The 21,631-nt window shown below is 60.5% G+C and carries 25 protein-coding genes and 1 pseudogene; 11 read left to right on the top strand and 15 right to left on the bottom strand.

The window, feature by feature from the left end:
- Positions 1 to 31 precede the first annotated feature (31 nt).
- Complete coding sequence (locus VW35_RS14805) at positions 32 to 211, top strand: DUF2934 domain-containing protein (protein WP_244465913.1); 180 nt, start codon at positions 32 to 34, stop codon at positions 209 to 211.
- 50 nt (positions 212 to 261) lie between these two features.
- Here VW35_RS14805 and VW35_RS14800 read toward each other — a convergent pair whose 3' ends face one another.
- Positions 262 to 552 carry a hypothetical protein gene (locus tag VW35_RS14800; RefSeq protein WP_152662611.1) on the bottom strand — a complete coding sequence of 97 codons (291 nt, stop codon included), beginning with the start codon at positions 550 to 552 and terminating at the stop codon, positions 262 to 264.
- Between the two features lie 134 nt (positions 553 to 686).
- Here VW35_RS14800 and VW35_RS14795 point away from each other — a divergent pair, with 134 nt between their 5' ends.
- On the top strand, positions 687 to 1,295 hold the full coding sequence (locus VW35_RS14795; protein WP_046143868.1) for a 5'-methylthioadenosine/S-adenosylhomocysteine nucleosidase: 609 nt from the start codon (positions 687 to 689) through the stop codon (positions 1,293 to 1,295).
- Here the strand turns inward: VW35_RS14795 and VW35_RS14790 are convergent.
- Complete coding sequence (locus tag VW35_RS14790) at positions 1,285 to 1,728, bottom strand: hypothetical protein (RefSeq protein ID WP_244465912.1); 444 nt, start codon at positions 1,726 to 1,728, stop codon at positions 1,285 to 1,287. The genes VW35_RS14795 and VW35_RS14790 overlap by 11 nt on opposite strands.
- Between VW35_RS14790 and VW35_RS14785 the strand changes: the two genes are divergently transcribed.
- A complete protein-coding gene (locus VW35_RS14785; RefSeq protein ID WP_046143866.1) occupies positions 1,727 to 2,047 on the top strand; it encodes a hypothetical protein in 321 nt (106 codons plus the stop codon). The genes VW35_RS14790 and VW35_RS14785 overlap by 2 nt on opposite strands.
- Positions 2,048 to 2,250: 203 nt before the next feature.
- A pseudogene (locus VW35_RS14780) lies at positions 2,251 to 2,604 on the top strand (cell wall hydrolase); the annotation flags it as partial.
- A 20-nt stretch (positions 2,605 to 2,624) separates the two neighbouring features.
- On the opposite strand, the gene VW35_RS14775 reads toward VW35_RS14780, so the two are convergent.
- The 4 genes from VW35_RS14775 to VW35_RS14755 form a co-directional block, all read right to left on the bottom strand.
- Positions 2,625 to 3,176 (bottom strand): DUF2076 domain-containing protein, encoded by a 552-nt coding sequence (locus VW35_RS14775; RefSeq protein ID WP_046143864.1) that lies wholly within the window; start codon positions 3,174 to 3,176, stop codon positions 2,625 to 2,627.
- Between the two features lie 63 nt (positions 3,177 to 3,239).
- Entirely contained in the window at positions 3,240 to 3,542 is a 303-nt protein-coding gene (locus tag VW35_RS14770; protein WP_046143863.1) for an EscU/YscU/HrcU family type III secretion system export apparatus switch protein, read from the bottom strand.
- The gene (fliK, locus tag VW35_RS21595) at positions 3,539 to 4,477 is read right to left on the bottom strand and encodes a flagellar hook-length control protein FliK (protein WP_161796919.1); all 939 of its coding nucleotides are present in this window, start codon (positions 4,475 to 4,477) and stop codon (positions 3,539 to 3,541) included. The genes VW35_RS14770 and fliK overlap by 4 nt, the downstream gene beginning before the upstream one ends.
- Positions 4,478 to 5,106: 629 nt before the next feature.
- Positions 5,107 to 5,850: a glycosyltransferase family 2 protein gene (locus VW35_RS14755; RefSeq protein WP_046143860.1), complete on the bottom strand. Its 744-nt coding sequence runs from the start codon at positions 5,848 to 5,850 to the stop codon at positions 5,107 to 5,109.
- Between the two features lie 184 nt (positions 5,851 to 6,034).
- Between VW35_RS14755 and VW35_RS20705 the strand changes: the two genes are divergently transcribed.
- Positions 6,035 to 6,766 (top strand): FecR family protein, encoded by a 732-nt coding sequence (locus VW35_RS20705; RefSeq protein ID WP_052951762.1) that lies wholly within the window; start codon positions 6,035 to 6,037, stop codon positions 6,764 to 6,766.
- A 96-nt stretch (positions 6,767 to 6,862) separates the two neighbouring features.
- Positions 6,863 to 7,618, top strand: coding sequence for an ion channel (locus VW35_RS14745; protein ID WP_342017418.1), 756 nt, complete (start codon positions 6,863 to 6,865; stop codon positions 7,616 to 7,618).
- Position 7,619: 1 nt separating this feature from the next.
- Here the strand turns inward: VW35_RS14745 and VW35_RS14740 are convergent, their stop codons facing one another.
- From VW35_RS14740 to VW35_RS14725, 4 genes are read right to left on the bottom strand one after another with little or no spacing between them, the layout of a single operon-like run.
- The gene (locus VW35_RS14740) at positions 7,620 to 10,322 is read right to left on the bottom strand and encodes a sensor histidine kinase (protein ID WP_046143858.1); all 2,703 of its coding nucleotides are present in this window, start codon (positions 10,320 to 10,322) and stop codon (positions 7,620 to 7,622) included.
- Positions 10,322 to 10,519 carry a hypothetical protein gene (locus tag VW35_RS14735; protein WP_152662610.1) on the bottom strand — a complete coding sequence of 66 codons (198 nt, stop codon included), beginning with the start codon at positions 10,517 to 10,519 and terminating at the stop codon, positions 10,322 to 10,324. The genes VW35_RS14740 and VW35_RS14735 overlap by 1 nt, the downstream gene beginning before the upstream one ends.
- Positions 10,520 to 10,532: 13 nt before the next feature.
- Positions 10,533 to 10,916 carry a response regulator transcription factor gene (locus VW35_RS14730; protein WP_046143856.1) on the bottom strand — a complete coding sequence of 128 codons (384 nt, stop codon included), beginning with the start codon at positions 10,914 to 10,916 and terminating at the stop codon, positions 10,533 to 10,535.
- Between the two features lie 54 nt (positions 10,917 to 10,970).
- Complete coding sequence (locus VW35_RS14725) at positions 10,971 to 12,593, bottom strand: helix-turn-helix domain-containing protein (protein WP_046143855.1); 1,623 nt, start codon at positions 12,591 to 12,593, stop codon at positions 10,971 to 10,973.
- A gap of 187 nt (positions 12,594 to 12,780) precedes the next feature.
- Here VW35_RS14725 and VW35_RS14720 point away from each other — a divergent pair, with 187 nt between their 5' ends.
- From VW35_RS14720 to VW35_RS14700, 5 genes are all read left to right on the top strand, one after another.
- Positions 12,781 to 14,139 carry a substrate-binding protein gene (locus tag VW35_RS14720; RefSeq protein ID WP_046143854.1) on the top strand — a complete coding sequence of 453 codons (1,359 nt, stop codon included), beginning with the start codon at positions 12,781 to 12,783 and terminating at the stop codon, positions 14,137 to 14,139.
- 144 nt (positions 14,140 to 14,283) lie between these two features.
- On the top strand, positions 14,284 to 15,315 hold the full coding sequence (locus VW35_RS14715) for a branched-chain amino acid ABC transporter permease (protein ID WP_046143853.1): 1,032 nt from the start codon (positions 14,284 to 14,286) through the stop codon (positions 15,313 to 15,315).
- A gap of 1 nt (position 15,316) precedes the next feature.
- The gene (locus VW35_RS14710) at positions 15,317 to 16,459 is read left to right on the top strand and encodes a branched-chain amino acid ABC transporter permease (protein ID WP_046143852.1); all 1,143 of its coding nucleotides are present in this window, start codon (positions 15,317 to 15,319) and stop codon (positions 16,457 to 16,459) included.
- A 9-nt stretch (positions 16,460 to 16,468) separates the two neighbouring features.
- A complete protein-coding gene (locus VW35_RS14705) occupies positions 16,469 to 17,233 on the top strand; it encodes an ABC transporter ATP-binding protein (protein WP_046143851.1) in 765 nt (254 codons plus the stop codon).
- Positions 17,234 to 17,247: 14 nt separating this feature from the next.
- A complete protein-coding gene (locus VW35_RS14700) occupies positions 17,248 to 18,000 on the top strand; it encodes an ABC transporter ATP-binding protein (RefSeq protein ID WP_046143949.1) in 753 nt (250 codons plus the stop codon).
- Positions 18,001 to 18,131: 131 nt separating this feature from the next.
- On the opposite strand, the gene VW35_RS14695 is transcribed toward VW35_RS14700, so the two are convergent.
- The 5 genes from VW35_RS14695 to VW35_RS14675 all read right to left on the bottom strand — a co-directional run bounded on the left by VW35_RS14695 (position 18,132) and on the right by VW35_RS14675 (position 21,288).
- The gene (locus VW35_RS14695; protein ID WP_052951761.1) at positions 18,132 to 18,956 is read right to left on the bottom strand and encodes a 5-oxoprolinase subunit PxpA; all 825 of its coding nucleotides are present in this window, start codon (positions 18,954 to 18,956) and stop codon (positions 18,132 to 18,134) included.
- Positions 18,953 to 19,855, bottom strand: a complete 903-nt coding sequence (locus VW35_RS14690) for a 5-oxoprolinase subunit C family protein (RefSeq protein WP_052951760.1) — start codon at positions 19,853 to 19,855, stop codon at positions 18,953 to 18,955. The genes VW35_RS14695 and VW35_RS14690 overlap by 4 nt, the downstream gene beginning before the upstream one ends.
- Complete coding sequence (locus VW35_RS14685) at positions 19,855 to 20,523, bottom strand: 5-oxoprolinase subunit B family protein (protein ID WP_152662609.1); 669 nt, start codon at positions 20,521 to 20,523, stop codon at positions 19,855 to 19,857. Before VW35_RS14685 ends, VW35_RS14690 begins: the two co-directional genes overlap by 1 nt.
- Before the next feature lie 132 nt (positions 20,524 to 20,655).
- Positions 20,656 to 20,832 carry a hypothetical protein gene (locus VW35_RS14680; protein WP_156385712.1) on the bottom strand — a complete coding sequence of 59 codons (177 nt, stop codon included), beginning with the start codon at positions 20,830 to 20,832 and terminating at the stop codon, positions 20,656 to 20,658.
- A 219-nt stretch (positions 20,833 to 21,051) separates the two neighbouring features.
- The gene (locus VW35_RS14675) at positions 21,052 to 21,288 is read right to left on the bottom strand and encodes a hypothetical protein (protein WP_046143848.1); all 237 of its coding nucleotides are present in this window, start codon (positions 21,286 to 21,288) and stop codon (positions 21,052 to 21,054) included.
- Between the last annotated feature and the right edge of the window lie 343 nt (positions 21,289 to 21,631).

Here is a 21,631-nt window from a genome sequence, read left to right as displayed (position 1 = left end):
CCGGCACGGTTCGAGTTCAATGGAGAGTGTCGTGCAGGAAGAAATTCAGCAGCGTGCCTATCAACTGTGGGAAGCCGACGGTCGACCGGAGGGCCAGGATCAGGCTTACTGGTTCAAGGCCGCCTCGCAGCTGGCAGCCGAGGCCGCCAAAACCATCAAGTCCCCGTCACGCAAGCGCGCACCGCGCGCCAAGAAGGCGATTGCAGCCTGATCGGTCGGGATTTCTGCATTTGGGAGCGCCTCGCCGCTCCCTTTTTCCTTTTACCAGACGCGCGGCCAGTAAATGTCGTCTGCATAATCCGATGGGATGGGGGACAAGCGCGAAATCGCCTGTGACGCAAATTCGATCTGGAGAGCCACATGGCGGATATCGTCCGGGATCGACACGCCGGTGACGAACTCTCGCATCTTCCACTCGTCGATCTTCAACGCCTTGAGGCGTCGACGCGCCTCGGCGTGAACGTCTTCGACATCGACGCCCCGAACCGGAGCGTAGCTTGAGGGCTTTGCATCGGTCCAATCCTTGGACCCTTGAATCACCGCGAACCGCACTTTCGTGCCTGCCTTTTCTAGCTGTAGGTCTGGCTCAATGTGTCATCATTCTGTTACGCAAAGGGTAACGACCAGCGTTCAGCCGGCATAGCTGCCATGCCGATCGGCGTTCTCGCGAGAATGTGTGGATACCCATGTCGGTTTTATATTTGATGGCCGCACCCGCAGAGTACGGCGCTCACCTCAAGCAGCGCATCGATCCGGTCTTCATCGGCGTCGGTCCCGTCGAGGCGGCGATTGCCACAACCAAGGCGCTCGCAGAGCGTCGCGATGCAATGCCGCAAATGGTCGTATGCCTTGGCTCGGCTGGGTCGAACCGGCTCGAACAGTGCGGCGTCTATCAGGCAATATCAGTCTCCTATAGAGACATGGATGCCTCAGCCCTGGGCTTCCCCCGAGGCACTACACCGTTTCTCGATTTGCCGCCAACGTTGCCTCTTGTGCCCGCTATCAATGGCCTTACGCCCGCCACTCTCTCGACAGGCGGAAACGTCGTCACCGGACCGCAATTCGATCAGATCGTCGAAGACATGGTCGACATGGAGACGTTCGCGGTCAAACGCGCCTGCCAGGCCTTCGGGGTTCCGCTCCTCGGACTCCGTGGCATCTCGGACGGCCGGGACGCCGTCAGCCGCATCGAGGACTGGACGCGGTATCTTCACATCATCGACGAACGGCTCGCGCAAGCGGTGGATTGCGTCGAAACGTTGCTCGCCCGAGGCGAGGTCGATCTCACGACTTAGGCGCGTTCTTGCGGTCTCGCCGTTTGCGCTGCCACGTCGTCCAGTACCGGCTGCCACGCAGAATCGAGAAATTGACCGGGCTTTGCAGGAAGATGAGATCGACTGCGAGCAGCAACAGGCCGAGTGGCAGCATCCAGATCCCGAGCACCGGCAGGAAGCTGAAAATACCGCCAAGCACCAGTAAAATGCCAAGCGGAATGCGGATCCAGCGAGCCTCCGGGCGTCTGATGCGCGACAATAGTCCCGCGGCCTTTGGCGGGATCTTGCGTTCGAGCTTGTCAAACAGCCGGTTGAGACGTTGGGCGCTTTTGCTCATGCAGTACTCACCTTCTCCCTGATATCCTGCGGCTTTCCACCGCCCGCAGCACCGCAGTCTGCACGGAACCTGGGCCTGTGCAATGGCGTTGCGCTCCACAAATAGGGAGACCGTCATGCACCTTGAAGACCTCTTTGTGTCGCGCCGCCGCCAAGACCCCCTTGAAGCGATCGCTGCTCAGCTCCATGAGCTACGTCGGCAGAGTCGACACCTCAACCGCGCCGTATCCCATGGCGCGAACGACATCGCGGAAGAATTTGGCGATGCCGTGTCCGACTGGAGCCGTGAAGCGGCCAAGCAGGGCGCCTGGCTGGCTGGCGTTGCAAGCCGAAAGGCTGTGCGCAGCGCTCAGGCAATCCAACGCGATCCGATCCCGGTGATAGCCGTCCTCGGAACCGCACTTTTGCTCGGCAGCCTGCTGACCCGTCGTCGCTAAGACATTCTTTACCTAGTCTCTCAGGCGTTCCTTAAGCCTGAAAGTGCATTTTCGGGGTGAGCCGTTTTTTGGCAACACTCCGGAGATGCATCATGGCCCGACTTGGCCGTCTCGCAATTCAAGTGACCGCGCTTGCCGTCCTGGCTTCCAACCTTGGCGGCTGCAGCTTTTTGGGCATCAACTTTGGCATGGCCCAGATGAGCGAAAAAGAATGCATGATGCGCGCCATGTATTTCGAGTCCAATCGATCGAGCTCGGAAGGCATGCTGGCGGTCGGAACGGTCGTCATGAACCGTCTCAACGACCCGCGCTATCCCAAAAACGTCTGCGGCGTCGTCGGACAGAAAAATCAGTTCGCTCAAGGCGTGCTGACCAAGCCTATGACCGACAGCGGTGCAGTTTTGGCTGCACAGGTTGCCGATCAGGTGCTGCGCGGTGCGCGGCATCCCGGCGTGCAGAATGCGCAGCATTTCCACACGGCTGGCATGCGCTTCCCCTACAACAACATGTATTATGTGCTTGAAGCGGGCGGCAACGAATTTTACGAAAAGCGCGATCCGAGGACTGGGCGACTGCTTTAGAAGTCGCCGCCTACATCGGGATCGTCACCACCCCAATCATCTCCACCGGTGTCGTCGCCAGCATCTTCTGGATCTTGCTCTGACGGCGCTGCGGTGTCGGCAGCATTTGCTTCGCCGCTGAACATCCCTGCGATGGCGCTACCGAGCAGAACCCCGCTGGTTACGCCGAGCGCAGTTTGCGCGGCGCCAGCAAGAAACCCGCCCTCATTGCCACGTCGGCGCTCATCTGGGCCACTGTCCCAAGGCCCACGCTGTGCTTGCTGTCTCTGCGCAGCAGGCCGGTCGCTGCCGAAAATGCCACCGAGAAACCCGCCGTGGTTGCGTTGCCGCTGGCTTTCGAGTGCCTCGATGCGCGCCTGCGCTTGCCGCAAAGCGGCCTCCTGCACGACGACGGTCTGCGCCATGTAATAGGCCGCTGCAGGGTTTTCTTCGAGCCGCTGCCGGATCAGCGCTTCAGCGTCCGCGTCGCGCGGGCCACCCTGCCCTTCAACGTTGCGCAAGCGCTCGAACAGATCCTCGATCGCCTGTTGGTCTTCCTGCCTTAGCATGATGATCTCCCGTGCCCTTAGTGGACATGGGAAAAGCAACATCCTTAAGCAATGGAAGTTGCTTCAGTCTGTTTCGCTTTCGGTTGCTGTCCAACCGGCAGCTCTGCTCTGCCGCAGGACGAAACCAATGACCGCGGCGACGGTCTCGTAGAGCTCGACCGGAATGGTGTCGTCCAGTTCAATATGGCTCAAAGCTCCGGCAAGCACTGGGTTAGCTTCGATGACGATGCCGTTTTGCTCGGCGATTGCCACGATCTGCTCGGCTATCAGCCCCCGGCCTTTGGCGACAATGCGCGGCGCTCTGTCTTGCGCCTGATCGTATTGCAGTGCGACCGCGAGCTGGTTCGGATTGGGATTTTCAGTCATCGTGAAGCGTCCAGAAACTGACCGGTCGAACCAGGCCTCATGGCGTCGCCTGGCGCGCCATGCCTGACCACAAGAGCGCCAGGCGTCAAACCCGCTCGTTCGAGATCGGTGCGCAGCTCGTCGATAGCTGAGGAGAGCTGGGTGGCTGTCGCGCCTTCTTCTGCCCAGAGGAGAACGCCGGCATTCTGGCCGCGCAGCGAAACCTGTGCGCCGATCTCCCCAAGACCCTTCAGGTTAACGGCAAAGCGCACTTGCCAGCCCCGATCATCCGTTCGTGACGGATCCCCGCCACCGTCATGCTCGATCTGGAGGGAAAGGACTGTCTGCTGCGAGCCATAGGCTAAAGGAAGGTCCAGATTCCACTGCTGGTCGCCGGGCTTGTTGGCATCGGGCAGCGAAGCGTGCTGGTGGAGCCGCAATCGCGCTAGCGCACCTTCGGTTCGATCAAGGAGCAGGCGGCCGAACTCCTCGGCATCGGCTGGCATTTCTTCCAAAGCCAATTCTGGAAGTTTAGCCCGCGGAGAGGCATGCTTGAGCGGCGGTAGGGGCTGCTTTATTTGGGCAATGGGCGTTTGATCGCCAAGCCACTGGGCCAATCCCTGTCGCATGGCGAGCAGCGCGGATTTCGTATCAGCCGTCGCTGCTTCTGGCTTGCCCTGCCCTAGTTTCGCCTCCTGAAAGATCCCGGATATCCCGATGGCGGTCTTCAGCGCAGCCGCGTTGATCTTGCCATCTTTGGCGACCAGTTGATTTTCGAAGAGCTGCTTCGCGGCGCGCATCACCGGCTCCGGCAAAGCCTGGGCAGAGAGGGCATTCAGCATTCCCATCACAGAACCAATACTGGATTGCGTTGGCAAGGCCTGTTGCACCATTTGCATCAAAGCATTGACCTGGGACTGAGGCGAACTGATCGACGGTAATGGCATCGAAGGCATGCCATATGGCGATAGACCGGGTCGTTGCGCAGCACCGCCTGATGGAGAAGCAGCGGCAAGCGCTGGCGTCACCTGCGTGCCGGCAGGAAGCGCTGGAGTGGAGAATCCGGTACCAGGCGTTGTTGCGCCAGCACCTAGCCCAGCTATTACCTGCGGTCCTGTTGCGGCCTGGGCCGCACTAGAGAAGCCGCCAGGCGGAGCATAGGTTAGAGGCCCCTGAGCTACCGCTGGTCGCTGCGAGATCTCAACGCTCGTTGCCGCCTGCTGGACCCCTACCGGTGGCTGGCGAACATCTAGAAGAGCCAGCCTCAACTGCCCCTCGGATTGTTGTACCGATAGAGTAAGCGTAGCGCCGTCAGCTGCGGTCATGGGAAGAGATAGCGACATGGTCTGCAGGCCAACTTGGACCAGCGTCGCGCCATCAAGGCCTGGTCCAAGCACGCGGCCCTGAATCGTTTGCCCCGGCAACAGCGCAAGCGCCCGCAGCGTTGCCGCCGAGTGCGCTGGCGAGACCACAGGCAGATGCGAGGTGATTGTCATCCGTCGCGCCTCTGGCCGCCCCCTTGCGGCCAAGACTTATCCTAGGAGCAATTGCGCAAAAAGCGAACGAAAACGCTGACGAACGGCGATCAATCCTTACGGACGTCCTTGTATTCCATGGTTGCTGGCTTGCCGCGGAAGGTGACCCAGAAGAAGTTCAGCGTATAGGTCGCCGCCGTGCGGAAGACACCTTCCTTTTCGAGGCGCCGGCCAGAGGTCTTCATCTTCAGGCCGTAAGTCCACTTGACGCCGCCAACCCGCGACAGACGCACGGCGACGTCTGTATCTTCGCCAAAGAACTCGATGGACCGGTCATAGCCACCGACCTTGACCCACGCATCGCGCTTGAAGACAAAATTGCCGCCCTGCACCACAGAGCCGACCCGCAGCACAAAACGGTTGAGGAGGTAAATCAGATAGGTCAGACCGTAGAACATGTCGATCAGCAACCGATTGTGCGGCGCCATGTCATAGTAGATGTAGGGCCCGCTCAGGCAGACAAGCTTTGGATCATTGCCGAATTCTCGCATCACCGTCGTCAGCCAGCCTTCCGGCACGATCGTATCACTGTCGATATTGGCAATGAGATCATAGCCCTCGCTGGCCGCGAACCCGGCGTCGCGCGCGTTTACAAGACCCTTCTTGGGCTCATCGACGACGCGCACGCCCGGATAGCTGCGCGCGATCTCCCCGGTCCGATCAGTCGATGCGTTGTTGACCACAATAATATCGGCAGGGACGCCCGAGCGATTGATTTCGGCAAGAACGGATTCCAGGCACATGCCGATCAGCGCTTCCTCGTTATAGGCGGGGATGACGAATGCCAGCTTCATGGAGCTCCTTCTGCCGATCGCGGCGGGGGTGCGTGGTGGCGCTGCTCATAGCGCGACAGAACTTTTCGGGCAACCTGTAGCCCCGGTTCAGGGCCGAAGCAGCACATTTCCAACGACTCGTCCATTTTCTAGGCCACGTAAAAGCAGCCGGCTTGGCGCCACAAATAGCTGTTGGGAGAGGGTCATGCGGCGACGTGGGTTTGCGGCACTTCTGCATTTCGGGGTCAGCTTCGTCCTGTCGGGTGCTGCGAGCGCGGCCCATGGCCAGGCTGTCGGAGTCGATTCAGACGCGATTGCGCGCTTCTCTGGCACTGACCGTATTCTCGCTGTCGGCGCCGGTGTCTCGCTTGGCGAGCAGATCGTGACAGGCCCTTCCGGTCAGGTTCAGATTATTTTCTCCGATAGAACGCGACTTGTCGTCGGGCCGGGCAACGCACTGATCATCGGCACTACAACCGATAAGTTTGCCCTCAACGCCTGGGCCCACAATTTCCGGTTCAACACCGGCAGAAGCCCCAAGCCTGCCTATTCGATCAAGACACCAACTGCTCCGATCGCCGTGCGCGGCACCAAATTCGATTTCAACGTCCAGCCCCAGCGCACGGAGCTTCTCCTCTACGAAGGCGCCGTGCGTCTCTGTGCCGGCTCAAATTACACGGACATCACCGTCCGCTGCGAACTCGGCATCGCCGAGCGCGGCGACAGCATCGTCATCGATCAAGCTGACCCAAAACACCAGGCGCTCAGCCAGAAGTTTCGCTATGCCCGTTTTCAATCGCCGCTCTTCCCCAATTTCCGGGTGAACGGCACGTCGCAGTGCACGCAACCGGCGCAAGATTCAGGCGTTGCACAACAGCTCAGCCCGACGAATGGCGGCGGCAATGAGCTTGTAATCCGCCCTCCAACGCGCAATTAGCACTGGCGGCCTAACCTGGCCAATGAGGTACCGGCCCTGACGACCACGCCCATCGATCCTCCTGAGACCACCAGGCAGCCGGCATGGCTTGCTAGATTGCGCAAACGCCTTCGCATTCTCTATCACAGCCAGCAGCCCGGGGCCCTGCGCTTCCAGGCAACGGTGCTGATTGTCGATCTCGCCATCATCGTCTTCTTTATCGCCAGTCCGCTGCTTAAAGATCGCGACTACTTCTTGTGGCTCGACTATTCGATCGCGGCGCTGGTGTTTCTTGAGCTTGTCGCGCGGGCTCTGGCGTCAACTCATGTCTTGCGCTGGCTGCAGCAACTCCCGGTCATCATCGACATCTTCATCCTGGTAACGCTTCTGGCGCCTGCCTGGCTGTTCAACCTCGGCTTTTTGCGCATCCTTCGGCTCTGGACACTCAGCAAATCGCCAATCGTCTGGCGTCCGCTCAACAAGCATCACCTCGGCGCATATAGGGACACGGTTCAAGCCGTCATCAATCTGCTCGTCTTCATCTTCGTCGTCACCGGCTTCGTCTACACCGCCTTCGTCAGCGACGAGTCGGGCATAGAGGGCTATGTCGATGCGCTTTATTTTACGGTCACGACGATGACGACGACCGGTTTCGGCGACATCACCCTCCCGGGCACATTCGGCAAAATCGTTTCGATCGCGGTTATGCTGATGGGCATTTCGCTTTTCGTTCGCCTGGCGCAACTGATCTTCCGGCCCGCCAAAGTGCATTTCCCCTGCCCGCAATGCGGCCTTTCGAAACACGAGCCCGACGCGGTTCACTGCAAAGCCTGCGGCCACATCCTCAACATCCCTGACGAGGGCGGCGCGTGATCTAGCCCTTGATGACCGGCAGCCGAAGGCGGAAGCAGGCGCCGGGCAATGTGCTAGGGGCGAGATCGAGCGTGCCATTCATGCGCTTGACGATCTGCCGGCTGATAGCGAGACCAAGGCCCGCTCCTGACTGATCGGCGGCACCACGCCGGCCGCGCGAGAATTTTTCAAAGATCAGCTTGCGCTCGCCCTTGGCGATGCCGGGACCGTTGTCAGCCACTTCCGCGACAAAATTTCCGGCGCGCACGGCCGAGGTGATGCGAACCATGGGATCGGGCGAAGTATTGTATTTCACAGCGTTCGAAATCAGGTTGATGAAAACTTGGCAGAGCCGATCGGGATCGCCCTCGATCATGGTCCGGCCCGCCCGCTCGCCATGATCTAGCCTGATAGCATTTTGGCGCAGAAGCGCATCGCAAACGGAGATCGCGCGATCGAGCACGGCGTCGGCATCCAGTGCCTCGCTCGTCCAGTTCTTTTCCCCGCGCTCAAGCGCCGAGAGATCAAGGATTTCATCGAGGAGCTTTGTGAGGCGCAGGCTTTCTTGATGGATCGTCGAGACGAAGCGCTGGCGCTGAGTTTCGTCGAGTTGATCGCCATCGAGCAGGATCTCCGAAAAGGAGCGGATGGAGGTCATCGGCGTACGCACCTCGTGGCTCACCTGGCTCAAAAACTCATCCTTCTGGCTATCGAGCTGGCGGAGTTGCTGGTTGGCGTCTTCAAGTTTTTGGGCGGTTAGCCGAAGCTCGGCCGAGGTGCGCTCCAACTCCTGGGAATATTCGATGGCCTGTTGAGTTTCGTCGGCCATCTGCATCATCTCTTCGAGCGACACGTCGGCACCCGCGACGACTTTTGAGAGCATGACATGGGCCGAGGCAGCGCCGATCGAACCGGCCAGTTCGCGCTCGAGGCGGCCGACGAATTCTGGCGTTGGTTCAAGGAGGACCGGGTCGATACCACGTTCGCGCGCGGCGACTTCAAAGAGCGCGGCGGCGCGGCGCTCGCCGAGAACACGCTCCGCGACAAAATAGAGATCGGTCGCGGTAGCCGAGCCGGGCGCAACGCCGCGCAAAGCAAGGCTCGGGCGCTTGAACACATCCACAAAGGCGGCGGCCTGGATGCGCTCGAGGGCGGAGGGTGTCGTCAGCAGCGAGCCCAAGGTCAGCGTCAGCACATTCAGCGAAAGGCTCCAAAAGGCGGCGTGGGCCAGCGGGTCCCAACCGTCTAGGCCAAACATGGCCTCGGGCCGCAGCCAGGAAATGCCTGCGGGACCCTCGGCGAGAAGCTGGGAGACGGCGGGCGAAACGGATTCGAACGACGGCAAAAAGCAGCACCAGGCCCAGGTGACGAAACCGGCAAGGATAGCGGCCGTAACCGCTTTCAGCGATGCCTCGCGCCAGAAGATGGCGGCGAGGAGCGCGGGGAAGAATTGGGCGATGGCAGTGAAGGAGATGAGGCCGATCGGCGCCAGCGCGTTGGAATCGCGGGTGAAGAAGAAATAGAAAAATCCAAGCGAGAGGATCAGCATGATCGAGAAGCGCCGCGCCACAAGAAGCGTCCGGCTCATGCCCTGCCCCTCGCCGAATTGCGGGCGGCTGAAGCGCAGCACCAGCGGCATGATGATGTGGTTTGAGACCATGATCGATAGAGCGATGGATTCGAGGATGATCATCGACGTGGCCGAGGAAAAACCGCCGATGAAGGCAAAGAGCGCAAGACCGTTCTGGCCTGCGGCCAGCGGCAGGGTCAGCGCGAACATGTCGGGATTGGCGTTGGCCGGCATCACCGTGAGCCCAAAGATGGCGATCGGCAGGATAAAGATGCTCATGAGGAACATGTAGGCGGGAAAGGCCCAACCGGCGACGCGGAGGTGGTTTTCGTTCGAGTTCTCGACGACCGTGACCTGAAACTGGCGTGGCAGGCAGACGATGGCCGCGATGGAGAGGACCAGCGTCGTGATCCAGCGACTGTCGAAGCTTGCTGAAGTGTCAACCACGACGCCACGCGCTGCCGCCTGGCTGAAAATGCCTTCAAACCCGCCGCCGATATAGAGGACGAAAATGCCAACGGCGACAAGCGCCGCCAGTTTCACGACCGCCTCGAAAGCGATGGCGGCGACGACGCCATGGTGCTGCTCCTTAGCGTCGACGTGGCGCGTTCCGAAAAGGATGGTGAAGAGCGCCATGCCGGCGGCGACGCCGAGCGCGAGGCCGACATCGTCGATGCCGCGGAGGCTACCCTGGCCGAACTCGGAGGAGCCGGCGACGGCCTGGATCGACGATGTGACCGCTTTCAACTGCAGCGCAATATAGGGCGCGATGCCGATAACCGCGATACAGGTAACGAGCACGCCGAGCCGGCTCGACTTGCCGAAACGGGACGACAAGAGGTCCGCGACCGAGGTGATGCGATAGAGATGACCGATACGGACAAGGCGGCGCAGGAGAAAATACCAGCCGACAAAGACGATAGTCGGGCCTAGATAAATCGTGAGGAATTCCAAGCCGCTACGGGCAGCATTTCCCACGGCACCGTAAAAGGTCCAACTGGTGCAATAGACCGAAATCGAGAGCGTATAGACCGCGGGCGAATGAAGCCAGGAGCGCTGATTGATGCGGGCGCGGCGGTCGCCGATATAGGCGAGAACGAAGAGCAGACAGACATAGCCGATGGCGGTGGCAATGACGAAATCGGCCGACAGCATTACCCCTCGCCCTCCTCTTGCCGCGGCTCAACGGGGATGCGGTTGGTCAGCCAGGCAGTGCCGGCGATCAGCGCCAACCAGACGCCGAAAAGGTAGAAAACGATCTGCGGCACTCCGAAGACGGCAATGTCGTGATTGAAGACATGCACCAGCGGCGGCACGAGCAACAACAGCCCGCCTGCCGTCAGCAGGAACATGCCGCCGACGATCCTATGCCGGTCGGGCATCTTCACCCAGAAGGCTGCGCACTGCGCCCACCACCTCGGCATTGGAATAGGGTTTTGTCACAAAACCATTGGCGCCGAGTTCTTCGGCAGTGCGTCGATCCTGCTGCTGGCCCTTTGCAGTCAGGATAAGGACGGGCAAGTTTGCAGTATCCGCATCGGCGCGCAGATGCTTCAGAATGTCAAAACCGCTGCGCTTGGGCAGCATCACATCGAGCACCAGCATGCGTGGCTGCAGCCGCCGCACGACATCGAGCACGGCGTCGCCATCGGTGACAGAACTGATGCTCCATCCGGCACGACGCAGGATGAAATCCAGCGATTCGAGAATCGACGGTTCATCCTCGGCAATCAGGATATCGATAGCCAAATCTCCCCCCTCGCCTGCGGCCTCCCCTCCGTAAGCTGCGTCACTAAAGCGCAATCAGCCGGAATCGCCAAGGCCGAATTCTTGCGGGATCAACGGCTGGCGCGTAGCTGAGCGCTGTTCTCCCGGCGTCAGCATTTCCTCCTGCCGCGCCGGACAGCTCTTTCGCGTGCAGAGCCGGCAGGTCGGGCCAACGGGCAAATCGGCTGATTGGTCGGCGAGATCGAGGCCACGCGCATAGACCGTGCGATCGGCGTGGAGCACATCGCAGGCGAGCATGATCGAGATATGCGTCGCCGGTTCCTGGAATGCGCCCGCGCGGCGCTGCAGAGAGCGCGCGAGAAAGAGATAGCGCGAGCGATCGGTGAATTGAACCACCTGGCGCTGGAGCGTCTCGGGGTGACGGAAGGCACTGTAGATCGGCCAGAGCGGACAGGCGTGGCCCGAGTTCGGCAGCAAGAGGCCCGGCAACGGAAAGTGCTTGGTGAGGCGCCCCGCGGGATCGGACCGCAGGAATCCAAAGGGAACGCCCTCCTGGCCAGGCTTGCGCAAGGAAACCAGCCGATGGGCGACCTGTTCGAAGCTGCCGTTAAACGTCTGGCGCAGCTGGTCGATGTCGTAGGCCAGCGTTTCGGCGGCCTCGTGGAACGCGCCATAGGGAAAAACGATGGCCCCGGCGAGATAGGAGCCCAGCGCCCGCGCCGCCAAGCGTCGTGTGGTCGGTCGGGTGAGCATGGCCGCATCGAGGGTTTCGCGCAGCACGTCGGCGGCACTGAGTTCGCCGAGCAGTCGAGCAAGTTGGAACTGGCGCGTCGCGAGCGTGGTCGAGCCCTGAAACCACATGACGCGAGCGCTGGCATCGAAGCGATATTGACCCGGAAATTCGGTGACACCGCTATCGCCGCCAATCCGTGTGGTGACGCCAAAACGGCGTTCCAGCGTTTCGACGAACAGCGCCGGACCAAATGCACCTTCGCTCTCCAGCTCCCGCCGCAGGTCCGCCGCAACAGCTTCAAGCATCGGAAAATAGTTCTCCTGCTCGATGATGAGATCATCGATCTCCCGCAAGGCTGATGCCTTGCCCATTACCTTGCTGCTGCTTTCGAACTGTCCGATGAGGCTCCGCGCCACATCGCTTAAGGCCCGTGCCTCACGGCCAATAGCGTCGACAAAGCGTTTGCGCTCGGCATCGTCGAGATCGGGAACGTCCTCTAGAATTTCTGCACTCGAGCGAACGGCCGTGATGCCGGACAGGATTTGGTGCAGCAATTGGCTGAGCAGCGGGTCGGACCGCAAGCGATCGGCATAGGTATCGGCATTGGCGACGGCGCCGGTATAGGCTCGGTGTAGCCGCGCGATAGCAGCTGCACTCGCCGGATACTGCGCGACGAGATGGCGGCGTTCCTCGGGCTGGAAGCGCAGCGACTCGACCACCGGATCGGCATAGGCCTCCTCCAGATCCTGCAGCAGCTTTTGTTCGTCATCGCCCGTGAGATCGGAAAGCTCAATGCGCAATTGCTGAGCGATCCGCTGCAGCAAGATGCCGCCGACGTCGCGTTTGTTGTTTTCGATCAGGTTGAGATAGCTCGGCGAAATGCCAGCAAGACGCGCCAGCGCCGCCTGGGAAATGCCCAGCGATTTCCTGCGGTTGGATATCCGGAAACCAATCGGCGCCCGCATCGCTGTTCCCTCCCCGAAACTGCGATTTGCAAACGAATTGACTGAAAGACAGTCAATCTAGAACAAGTATTTACAGAATAATCGAATGATTACAATGGGATATTGCGAGCGTTTTCAAATGGGGCAATATCGGGCAGCGCTGAGGCTCCGGCAATGTACCGGTGGCCCGCGCGTAAGGAGGAGATCAATGACTATTTTGAAGCGTGGCTTGTCCCGTCGCCGTGTCTTGCAGACCGGCATGGCCGGCATCATCGGTTCCGGCGTCGCCCCTCTCGTTTTCACCAAGGGCGCCTGGGCCCAGGAGTTCTGCAACAACCCCACCGGCGACACCGTCGTCTTCGGGCTCAACCTGCCGCTGACTGGCACCTATGCAGAAGAAGGCGCCGACGAGCAGAAGGCCTATGAACTGGCGATCGCCCATCTCAACGGCGAAGGCGATGGCGGGCTCTTGAACGTGCTCCAGCCTTCGGCGCTCAAGGGCAATGGCATTTTGGGCAAGAAGGTCACCTATGTGTCTTCCGACAGCCAGACCAAGTCCGATGTGGCCCGCGCCGGCGCCACCCGCATGATCGAGCGCGATGGCGCCATCATGATTACCGGTGGTTCGTCCTCGGGCGAAGCAATCGCCGTGCAGGGCCTTTGCCAGGAAATGGGCGTCATCTTCATGGCGGGCCTCACCCATTCAAACGACACGACCGGCAAGGACAAGCGACGCTACGGCTTCCGTCACTTCTTCAACGCTTACCAGTCCGGTATCGGCCTCGCGCCCGTTCTCGGGGATGCCTACGGCAAGGACCGCCGCGCCTATCACCTGACTGCCGACTACACCTGGGGTTGGACGCAGGAAGAATCGATCAAGAACGCCACTGAGGGTCTCGGCTGGGAAACCGTCGCTGCCGTCCGCACGCCGCTCGGCGCAACCGACTATTCGCAATATCTGACGCCGATCCTCAATTCCGGTGCCGACGTCCTCATCCTCAACCACTACGGCCTCGACATGGTGAATTCGCTCACCCAGGCCGTGCAGTTCGGCATGCGCGACCGCCAGGCCAACGGCAAGGATTTCCAGATCGTCACGCCGCTCATTTCCGAGCTGATGGCAAAAGGCGCCGGCGAAAGCGTCAAGGGCATTTTCGGCACTTCGAACTGGCACTGGAACCTGCAGGACCCCGGCTCGATCGCCTTCACCAAAAGCTTCGGCGCCAAATATGGCTCCCCGCCATCGCAGGCCGCGCACACGGCCTATGTGCAAGCGCTGCTCTACGCAGATGCCGTCGAACGCGCCGGCACTTTCTATCCGCCTGAAGTCATCAAGGCGCTCGAAGGTTTTGAATTCGACGGCATGGGCAATGGCCCGACGGTTTATCGCGCGGACGATCACCAATGCATCAAATCGGTGCTGGTCGTTCAGGGCAATGAAAGCCCGACGAGCGAGTTCGACGTGCTCAACGTGTTCCAGGAAATCGATCGGGATACGGTGGCCTATGATCCGGCGATCTTCGGCGGCGAGCTTGGCGAAGCCGAACCGGTACCGATGTGCGCATAAGACAATAGCCACTCTCAACTATCGTCATTGCCGGGCTTGTCCCGGCAATCCACGGGATGCCGCCGCGACCATGGACCGCCGGGACAAGCCCGGCGGTGACGACGTCGGGAGATTTAGTGCCTATCGGTCGACCTGGAGCATCCGATGTTCGAAGTCATCTTTCTTCAATTTCTAAACGGCCTCGATAAGGGCGCAGCTTATGCGCTGATCGCTCTTGGCCTGACGCTGGTGTTTGGCACGTTGGGCGTCGTCAATTTTGCCCATGGCGCGCTCTTCATGCTCGGCGCCTTCTGCGCCGTCACTGTGCGCATGTTCCTCACCATGGAAACCGTGACGGTCGATCCCGAAAAGCTCTCGCCTTGGGGCTCGCCGCTCGAAATACGCGAGCCGCTGGTCCAGGCCTGGTTCGGCGATTTTGGTGCGGTGCTGGTGAATTACTCCGTGCCGCTCTCGATCATCATCACCATTCCGATCATGCTGGTCGTCGGCATCGCGCTTGAGCGCGGCATCATCAAGCACTTTTACAAGCGCAGCCATGCCGAGCAGATCCTCGTCACCTTCGGCCTCGCCATCGTCGCGCAGGAAGTCATCAAGTCCGTTTACGGGCCCAACCCCATCCCGCAACCGATGCCGACGGATCTCCGCGGCGCTGCCGATATCGGCGCCTTTCTCGGCATGCAGGCTAATATCATCACCTATCCGATCTGGAGGCTGGTCTACTTCGTCTTCGCCGCGGTCGTCATCGGCGGGGTCTTCGCTTTCCTGCAATTCACCACCTTCGGCATGGTGGTCCGTGCCGGAATGGCGGATCGCGAAACGGTCGGGCTTCTCGGCATCAATATCGACCGGCGCTTCACCATCATGTTCGGGTTGGCCGCCGTCGTCGCAGGCATGGCAGGCGTCATGTATACGCCGCTCCTCCCACCCAATTATCACCTCGGCATGGACTTCCTCGTCCTCTCCTTCGTGGTCGTCGTCGTGGGCGGCATGGGCTCCCTGCCCGGCGCCGTTGCCGCGGGGTTCCTGCTCGGCATTCTCCAGTCCTCCGCCTCGATGAACCAGGTGAAAGCCGTGTTTCCCGGCATCGACCAGATCATCATCTACCTAGTGGCGGTCATCATTCTACTCGTTCGCCCCCGCGGCCTCTTTGGCCGGCGCGGCGTAATGGAGGCCTGACATGCCAAAATTCATGTCCCGCAACGACCTTCTGCTTTTCGCCGGTTTTTCCCTTGTCGTCCTCGCCATGCCGATCTGGCTGGCGCCTTTTGGCGCCGGCTATCCCGATTTGCTGCAGCGCTTCATGATTTTTGGGATATTTGCCGTCGGCTTCAATATCCTTTTTGGGCTCACCGGCTATCTCAGTTTCGGCCACGCCGCATTCTTCGGCGTCGGGTCCTATGCCGCCGTGTGGTCCTTCAAGCTTTTGACGCTCGATGCTATCCCGGCCATGATCTTCGCGGTCGTAATCTCCGGCCTCTTCGCCCTCGTCATCGGCTTTCTGTGCCTTCGGCGCTCGGGCATCTACTTTTCCATCCTCACGCTCGCCTTTGCGCAGATGAGCTATAATCTCGCCTATTCGGTGCTGACGCCGATCACCAATGGCGAAACCGGGCTGCAGCTTACGCTCAACGATCCGCGCGTGCTCGACGCAGCCGTGGGTCAAGGGTTTGTCGGTCAGCCTGTGCCCAATCTTCTTGGTCAGCAGCTCTCCGGCTATGCCGGTTTCTACTTCTGCGCCAGCTTCCTGATCCTCGGCTTCTTCATCGCCCAGCGCATTGCCGGCTCGCCCTTTGGCATGATGCTCAAGGCCATCAAATCAAACCAGACGCGCATGCAGTTTACCGGCTTCAACACCCGTCCTTACGCGCTGTCGGCCTTCGTCATCTCGGGCATGTATGCCGGTCTAGCCGGTGCCCTCCTCGCCGTCACCGATCCACTGGCAGGCGCCGAGCGCATGCAATGGACAGCCTCGGGCGAAGTCGTCCTCATGACCATTCTCGGCGGCGTCGGCACGCTGGTCGGGCCCGTCATCGGCGCCTGGATCATCAAATATTTTGAAAACATCCTGTCTGCCCTCAACGACAACATCCTCGCCCGCTTTTGGAGCTTCCTGCCCGAAGGCGTTGCCGACGTCCTCGTCAAAGTCACGAGCAAGTTCGTCGGCGATGGCTGGCACCTGACGCTGGGGCTCGCCTTCGTCATCGTCGTGATCTTCCTGCCCGGCGGCATCATGGAGGGCGTACGGCGTGTCGCGGCCCTCTTCCGCCGCTCCGGCTCATCGGGCGCCAAGACCGCCCCGCAAACCCAACCGGCAGAGTAGGATCGCACCATGGCCAATCCAAACGTCGTTCTTCACGTTGCCGACGTCCACAAGCGCTTCGGCGGCCTCCATGCCCTCTCGGACATTGATCTCCAGATCGAGGAAGGCAAGACCCACGCGATCATCGGTCCTAACGGAGCCGGCAAATCGACACTGCTCAATGTCATCATCGGCAAGCTCGCGCCATCAAGCGGCCAGGTGGTGTTCGACGGCAACGTTCTTACAGGCAAAAAGCCCTATCAGATCAACCAGCTCGGCATTGCCCGCGTGTTCCAGACCCCGGAAATCTTTGCCGACCTTTCGGTACTGCACAATGTGATGATCCCCGCGCTCGCCAAGCGCGACGGCATGTTTACGCTCAACATGATGCGCTCGCTCGAGAGCGAAACTGGCATCCGCGCCGAGGCCGAACACATGCTCGAAGACGTCGGCATGCTCAATCGGCGTGGCATGCTGGCCGGTAGCCTCAGCCGTGGCGACAAGCGGCGCATGGAATTGGCCATGTGCCTGATCCAACATCCGCGCCTGCTGCTGCTCGACGAGCCGACGGCCGGCATGAGCCGCCACGATACCAATACGACGATCGAACTCTTAAAGAAGATCAAGGCGCGCGGCATGACCAAGGTCATCATCGAGCACGACATGCATGTCGTCTTCTCTCTCGCTGACAAGATCTCCGTTCTCGCGCAGGGTCGCATCATCGCCGATGGTACTCCGGATCAGGTGCGAGGCAATCCCAAAGTGCAGGAAGCCTATCTCGGGGGAGCCCACTGATGAGCGCTATTGCCATGACCGCAAATACGACCATCCGCCAGGCGAGCGAGATCGAAACCACCCGCCCGTTCTTTTCGGTACGCGACATGCACGCCTATTATGGCGAGAGCTATATCGTCCAAGGCGTATCGCTCGATGTGCGGCGGGGAGAGATCCTCGCTTTGCTCGGCCGCAACGGCGCGGGCAAAACGTCCACTCTGCGCACCATTGCCCGGACCGATAACCCGCAAATGCGGCAAGGCGAAATCTGGCTCGATGGCGCGCCGGTCCACCAGATGAAGAGCTTTGAGGCGGCGCGCGCCGGTATTCAGCTCGTACCTGAGGATCGCCGGATCATTCAGGGCCTGACGGTCGAGGAAAACCTGACGCTCGCCAAGGTTGCGCCGGGCAACGGCTGGAGCCTTGAGCAGATCTACCAGAGTTTTCCGCGCCTTGCCGAGCGTCGCACGCAGGAGGGTGTCACCCTTTCGGGCGGCGAGCAGCAGATGCTGGCGATCGCCCGTGCTCTGGCGCGGGACCTCAAGCTGCTGCTGCTCGATGAGCCCTACGAAGGATTGGCCCCGGTCATCGTGCAGGAAATCGAGCGCATCCTCCACTCGATCAAGCCGCTAGGGATCACGACAATCATCGTCGAACAAAATGCAGTTGCGGCGCTAAAGCTGGCAGATCGGGCCGTCATTCTCGACACCGGCGAAGTGGTTTTTGCCGGCACGGCCAAGGAGGTGCTCGATAACGCCGAACTACGGCATGAGTATCTGGCAATTTAAGGCCTTCGGCCTTGCCCGACCGCCGTCATTGCCCGGCTTGTCCGGATAATCCATCTCGCCATCCAATGGACCTCCGGGACAAGCCCGGTGGTGACGACCGGAGCAAACAACGGGCCTGAACGCCCAAAAAATTACCCTGGGTCTTTCGGTCCCAAAGGCATGATGCCGATTTCACCCTCTCCCTCCCGAGAGGCCCAGGGTAACTCCATTTCGAGCGGCGCCGGCGCGATGCCGATCCCCTCACCTTCAAGCGCCTCGCGCACCTCACGCGCCATTTCGACCGCTCCCGGCGTATCGCCATGAAGACAGATCGAGCGAGCGCCGGACCTCAGCACAGTCCCATCGATCGCAACGATCTCTCCGGCTTTAGCCAGCCGCAGGCAGCGCTCGACCACAGCGTCGACATCATGAATGACTGCGCCGTCCTCGCTTCGCGGAACGAGCAGGCCCTTGGCCGTGTAGGCGCGATCGGCGTAGGCCTCGCGGATCAGCGGCACGCCAACGGCCTTCGCCGCGCGGACCTGTTCGGAATTGTCGAGTGCCAGCACAGCAAGCTTGGGGTCCATGGCCTGGATGCCGGCGAAAATCGCGACGGCCATGGCCAATTCTTCAGCGGTTTGATTGGCCAAGGCCCCATGCAGCTTCACATAGGACAGCGGCATGTCCACCTCGCTCGCGATATGGCGCACGAGGAAAATCTGGTTACGAACCTGACCGATCAGCTGGTCGAGCGGCATAACAAGACGAAAGCGACCGAAGCGCGGCTTATCGGGATATCCCGGATGTGCGCCAGCCTGAATGCCGCGCGCCTTGCACAGTTTGAGCACGTGCCGGATGGTCGCCGCATCGCCGGCATGACCGCCACAGGCGATCGAGGCGCTCGAGACGAGTTCGAGCAGGTCATCGTCTGTACCCATGCCTTCGCCGAGATCGGCGTTGAGATCCACGGTGATCATTGCGTTCCGCTCCGCAACAGCGCCTGCGCATGGTCAAGTCCAACCGATTGGAACATGACTTGTGCATTGGGCCTGAGCTGGAAGAAACGGTCAAGATCAGCCCAAATTATGGTGCCGATGCGCGGATAGCCGCCGGTCGGCTGATGATCGCGGCCGAGAACGATCGGCGTGCCATCGCCGAGAATCTGGATATCGCCGCAGATAACCGGATCGGAGACCAGAGAGAGAATTTGGCTATTGGCGAAGACGCCGGCCTCGTCCTTCAGCCGCACGCCCATGCGGTCCATCATCGAGGTAATTCGGAACGCTTCGGTTACGAATTTCTGTCGCAGATCCAAAGGGAACAGTTCGGCGTGCAGCCCCCAGATGAAACGGATCGGGCCATCCTCTCGAATTATTGGCGCCAACAGTTGCGGCTCGGCGCAGGAGCCAAAAATCTGCAGCCGATCGCCAGCGGTCAGTGCGCGTCCATCCAGCCCGCCAAGCTTTGCTCTCAAGCTCGTCGACCGGCTCCCCATGATCTCGGGCACATCGATCTCGCCGCCGAAGCGGAGATAGCCATAATTGCCTGCCTTGGCCGGACTAATACGCAGCCTGTCTCCGGGGTGCAGGTCGGCGTGACCAGGCCAGATAAGCGGCGTGTCGTTGAGAAAAACATCGAAGTGGCCACCGTCCCAGCCGGCGCTGAGCGTGCCGTCGTCCACGCGGAGATCGAGGCCCAGCATCGAAAATTCGATCCCCGCCTGGCCTCCGCTACCCGCCAGCAATCCGGCACGATGGAACGCTGCAAGATCCATCGGGCCGGAAGCACTGATGCCGTCTGCCAGATGGCCAAACCGGCCGGCATCCTGGATACTCGTGAGCGGCCCTGCCCGCTCGATGGTAATGCTGGCGACCATCACACGGCCTCGAAGATCAGCCGATCGCCAGCTTTGAGCTGTGTAGGCGGGACCGCCGTGGGGTCAAAATTGCTGAAGGCGGTGTGGCCGATCACGTGCCAGCCGGTTGGAATATCGGTGGCGGCAATCGCGGTTTGTCCAGCGGCGAAGAGAACGCTCCCCGCCTTAACCAGTGGCCGCACAGAGTTGCGACGCGGCAGCACCAGCGCCTCTGGATGAAATCCGCAATAGACAAAGCCCGGCGCGAAGCTGGTCGCCAGGACGCGAAGCGGGGTTGCGTTATGATGGCTGATGAAAGCCGCGGGTGACATTTTGAGGAGACCTGCGACTTCATCAAGATCGGGGCCGTTCTCGCCGCCAAAGCGGATTGGGAGCCGCCACTCGCGACCATCAGCGCTAGATTGGTTGCGGCCGAGAAGCAGCCGAACCGTGCCGGCGATGTCCTGATAGCGCGAGATGATTGGGTCGTATCGGATGAGAACCGACACAAGACTTGGGACGATTTCGACGACACCGTCGATGGGCTTAGCTTGAGCAGCTTTCGCGAAGGCTATCGCCCGGCTGTTGGCAGCTTCATCGAGATGGCTGCCGAAGCGGACGAGAAGTGCGCTATCGCCAAGGGGCTGCAGCATGGGCCGTTCGGGCGAGATATGAGCTTGACCGGTCAAATCTGCCTTCCGTCCATTGCCGCCCTGGCGAAGTGCGCACACACACTCCGTCAAGGCGGGAAGCAGGTTCGGCGCTTGGCCGAATGGTGGTGTCAGATCGTCAATCCGGCACGTCGTTTGAAAATCAAATCTCTAATTGGGATCACGACCCTCCTGCTCGACGACCGCATCAAAAAGCTCGCGGACATTGGCGGCACCAATGGTCTCAATTGCTACAGCAGCGATGGCTGCGAACAATTCTGCGATTTCTTGGGGATCGGTGATTTCAGCGTCGTCTTCGTCGGCGTCGGCGTTGATCAGGGTAAACACGGTACGCGCCTCCATTAGAGCGTTTCCGGGGAACGTGATAACCACCTTCCCGGTTCGAAAACGCGATCCAAGCAATCAATGGCCGTTCAGCGTTTCAGAGAACCATGAACGTCTCTCGAGTGCCTACGTAACCAGTGTGTGCCGATTCCCGTTACGGAATAAATAACGGAATGGCCCAGGCCGGGACATTGAAGCGGTTGCCAGAAAGGTCAGGCTCGCTTACTCTTCCCCCGCCTCAAGCTTTTCAATGTAGGCCTCGATATCGTCGAGACTCGCCGAGAACGGCTTGGGTATGTCCCCGAAGACAATTGAAAAAGTCTTGTCGTCGCGTAGAGCGTGACCGCCCGGCTGGCCGAGAACTTTCATCTTTTCGCTGGTCAGAATGGTGAGGCCATGACGTCCAGCGATACGTTTCATGCGCCGCATGCGCGAAGCGTCGAATTCCTTGCGGCTCATGGCGATCTGTCCTGACTGCGGGATAGGAAGCCGCCTCTTAGCCCGATCACGCCCGGGCGCTCAAGGGGTTTTGGCTATGAGCCCAGCCCCCGAGCCCAATCGTGCCAATACCCCGCCGTTTCGCTCGTCTGCTTGATTACCCTGTCCGGCGGTAAGCGCCAAGGCGCCCCCGTCTGACGCTTTGGCTTGAGTTGGATTATTTGCACGTCTGATTTTATGACGGTGTGAGTTTCTATGTCTGCTCCTATGCCCAGTGATAGAAGTTTCCAATTGCTGGAGGTGGTGCCGGGCCGGATGGACAGCAGTCCTGCGGTATCGCGGCGGAATTGGCCCGATGAGACCA

This window comes from Devosia soli, assembly GCF_000970455.1.
Taxonomy (GTDB): domain Bacteria; phylum Pseudomonadota; class Alphaproteobacteria; order Rhizobiales; family Devosiaceae; genus Devosia; species Devosia soli.
The sequence above is the reverse complement of the archived record's forward strand: the minus strand, read 5'-3'. Positions and strand labels throughout refer to the sequence as shown.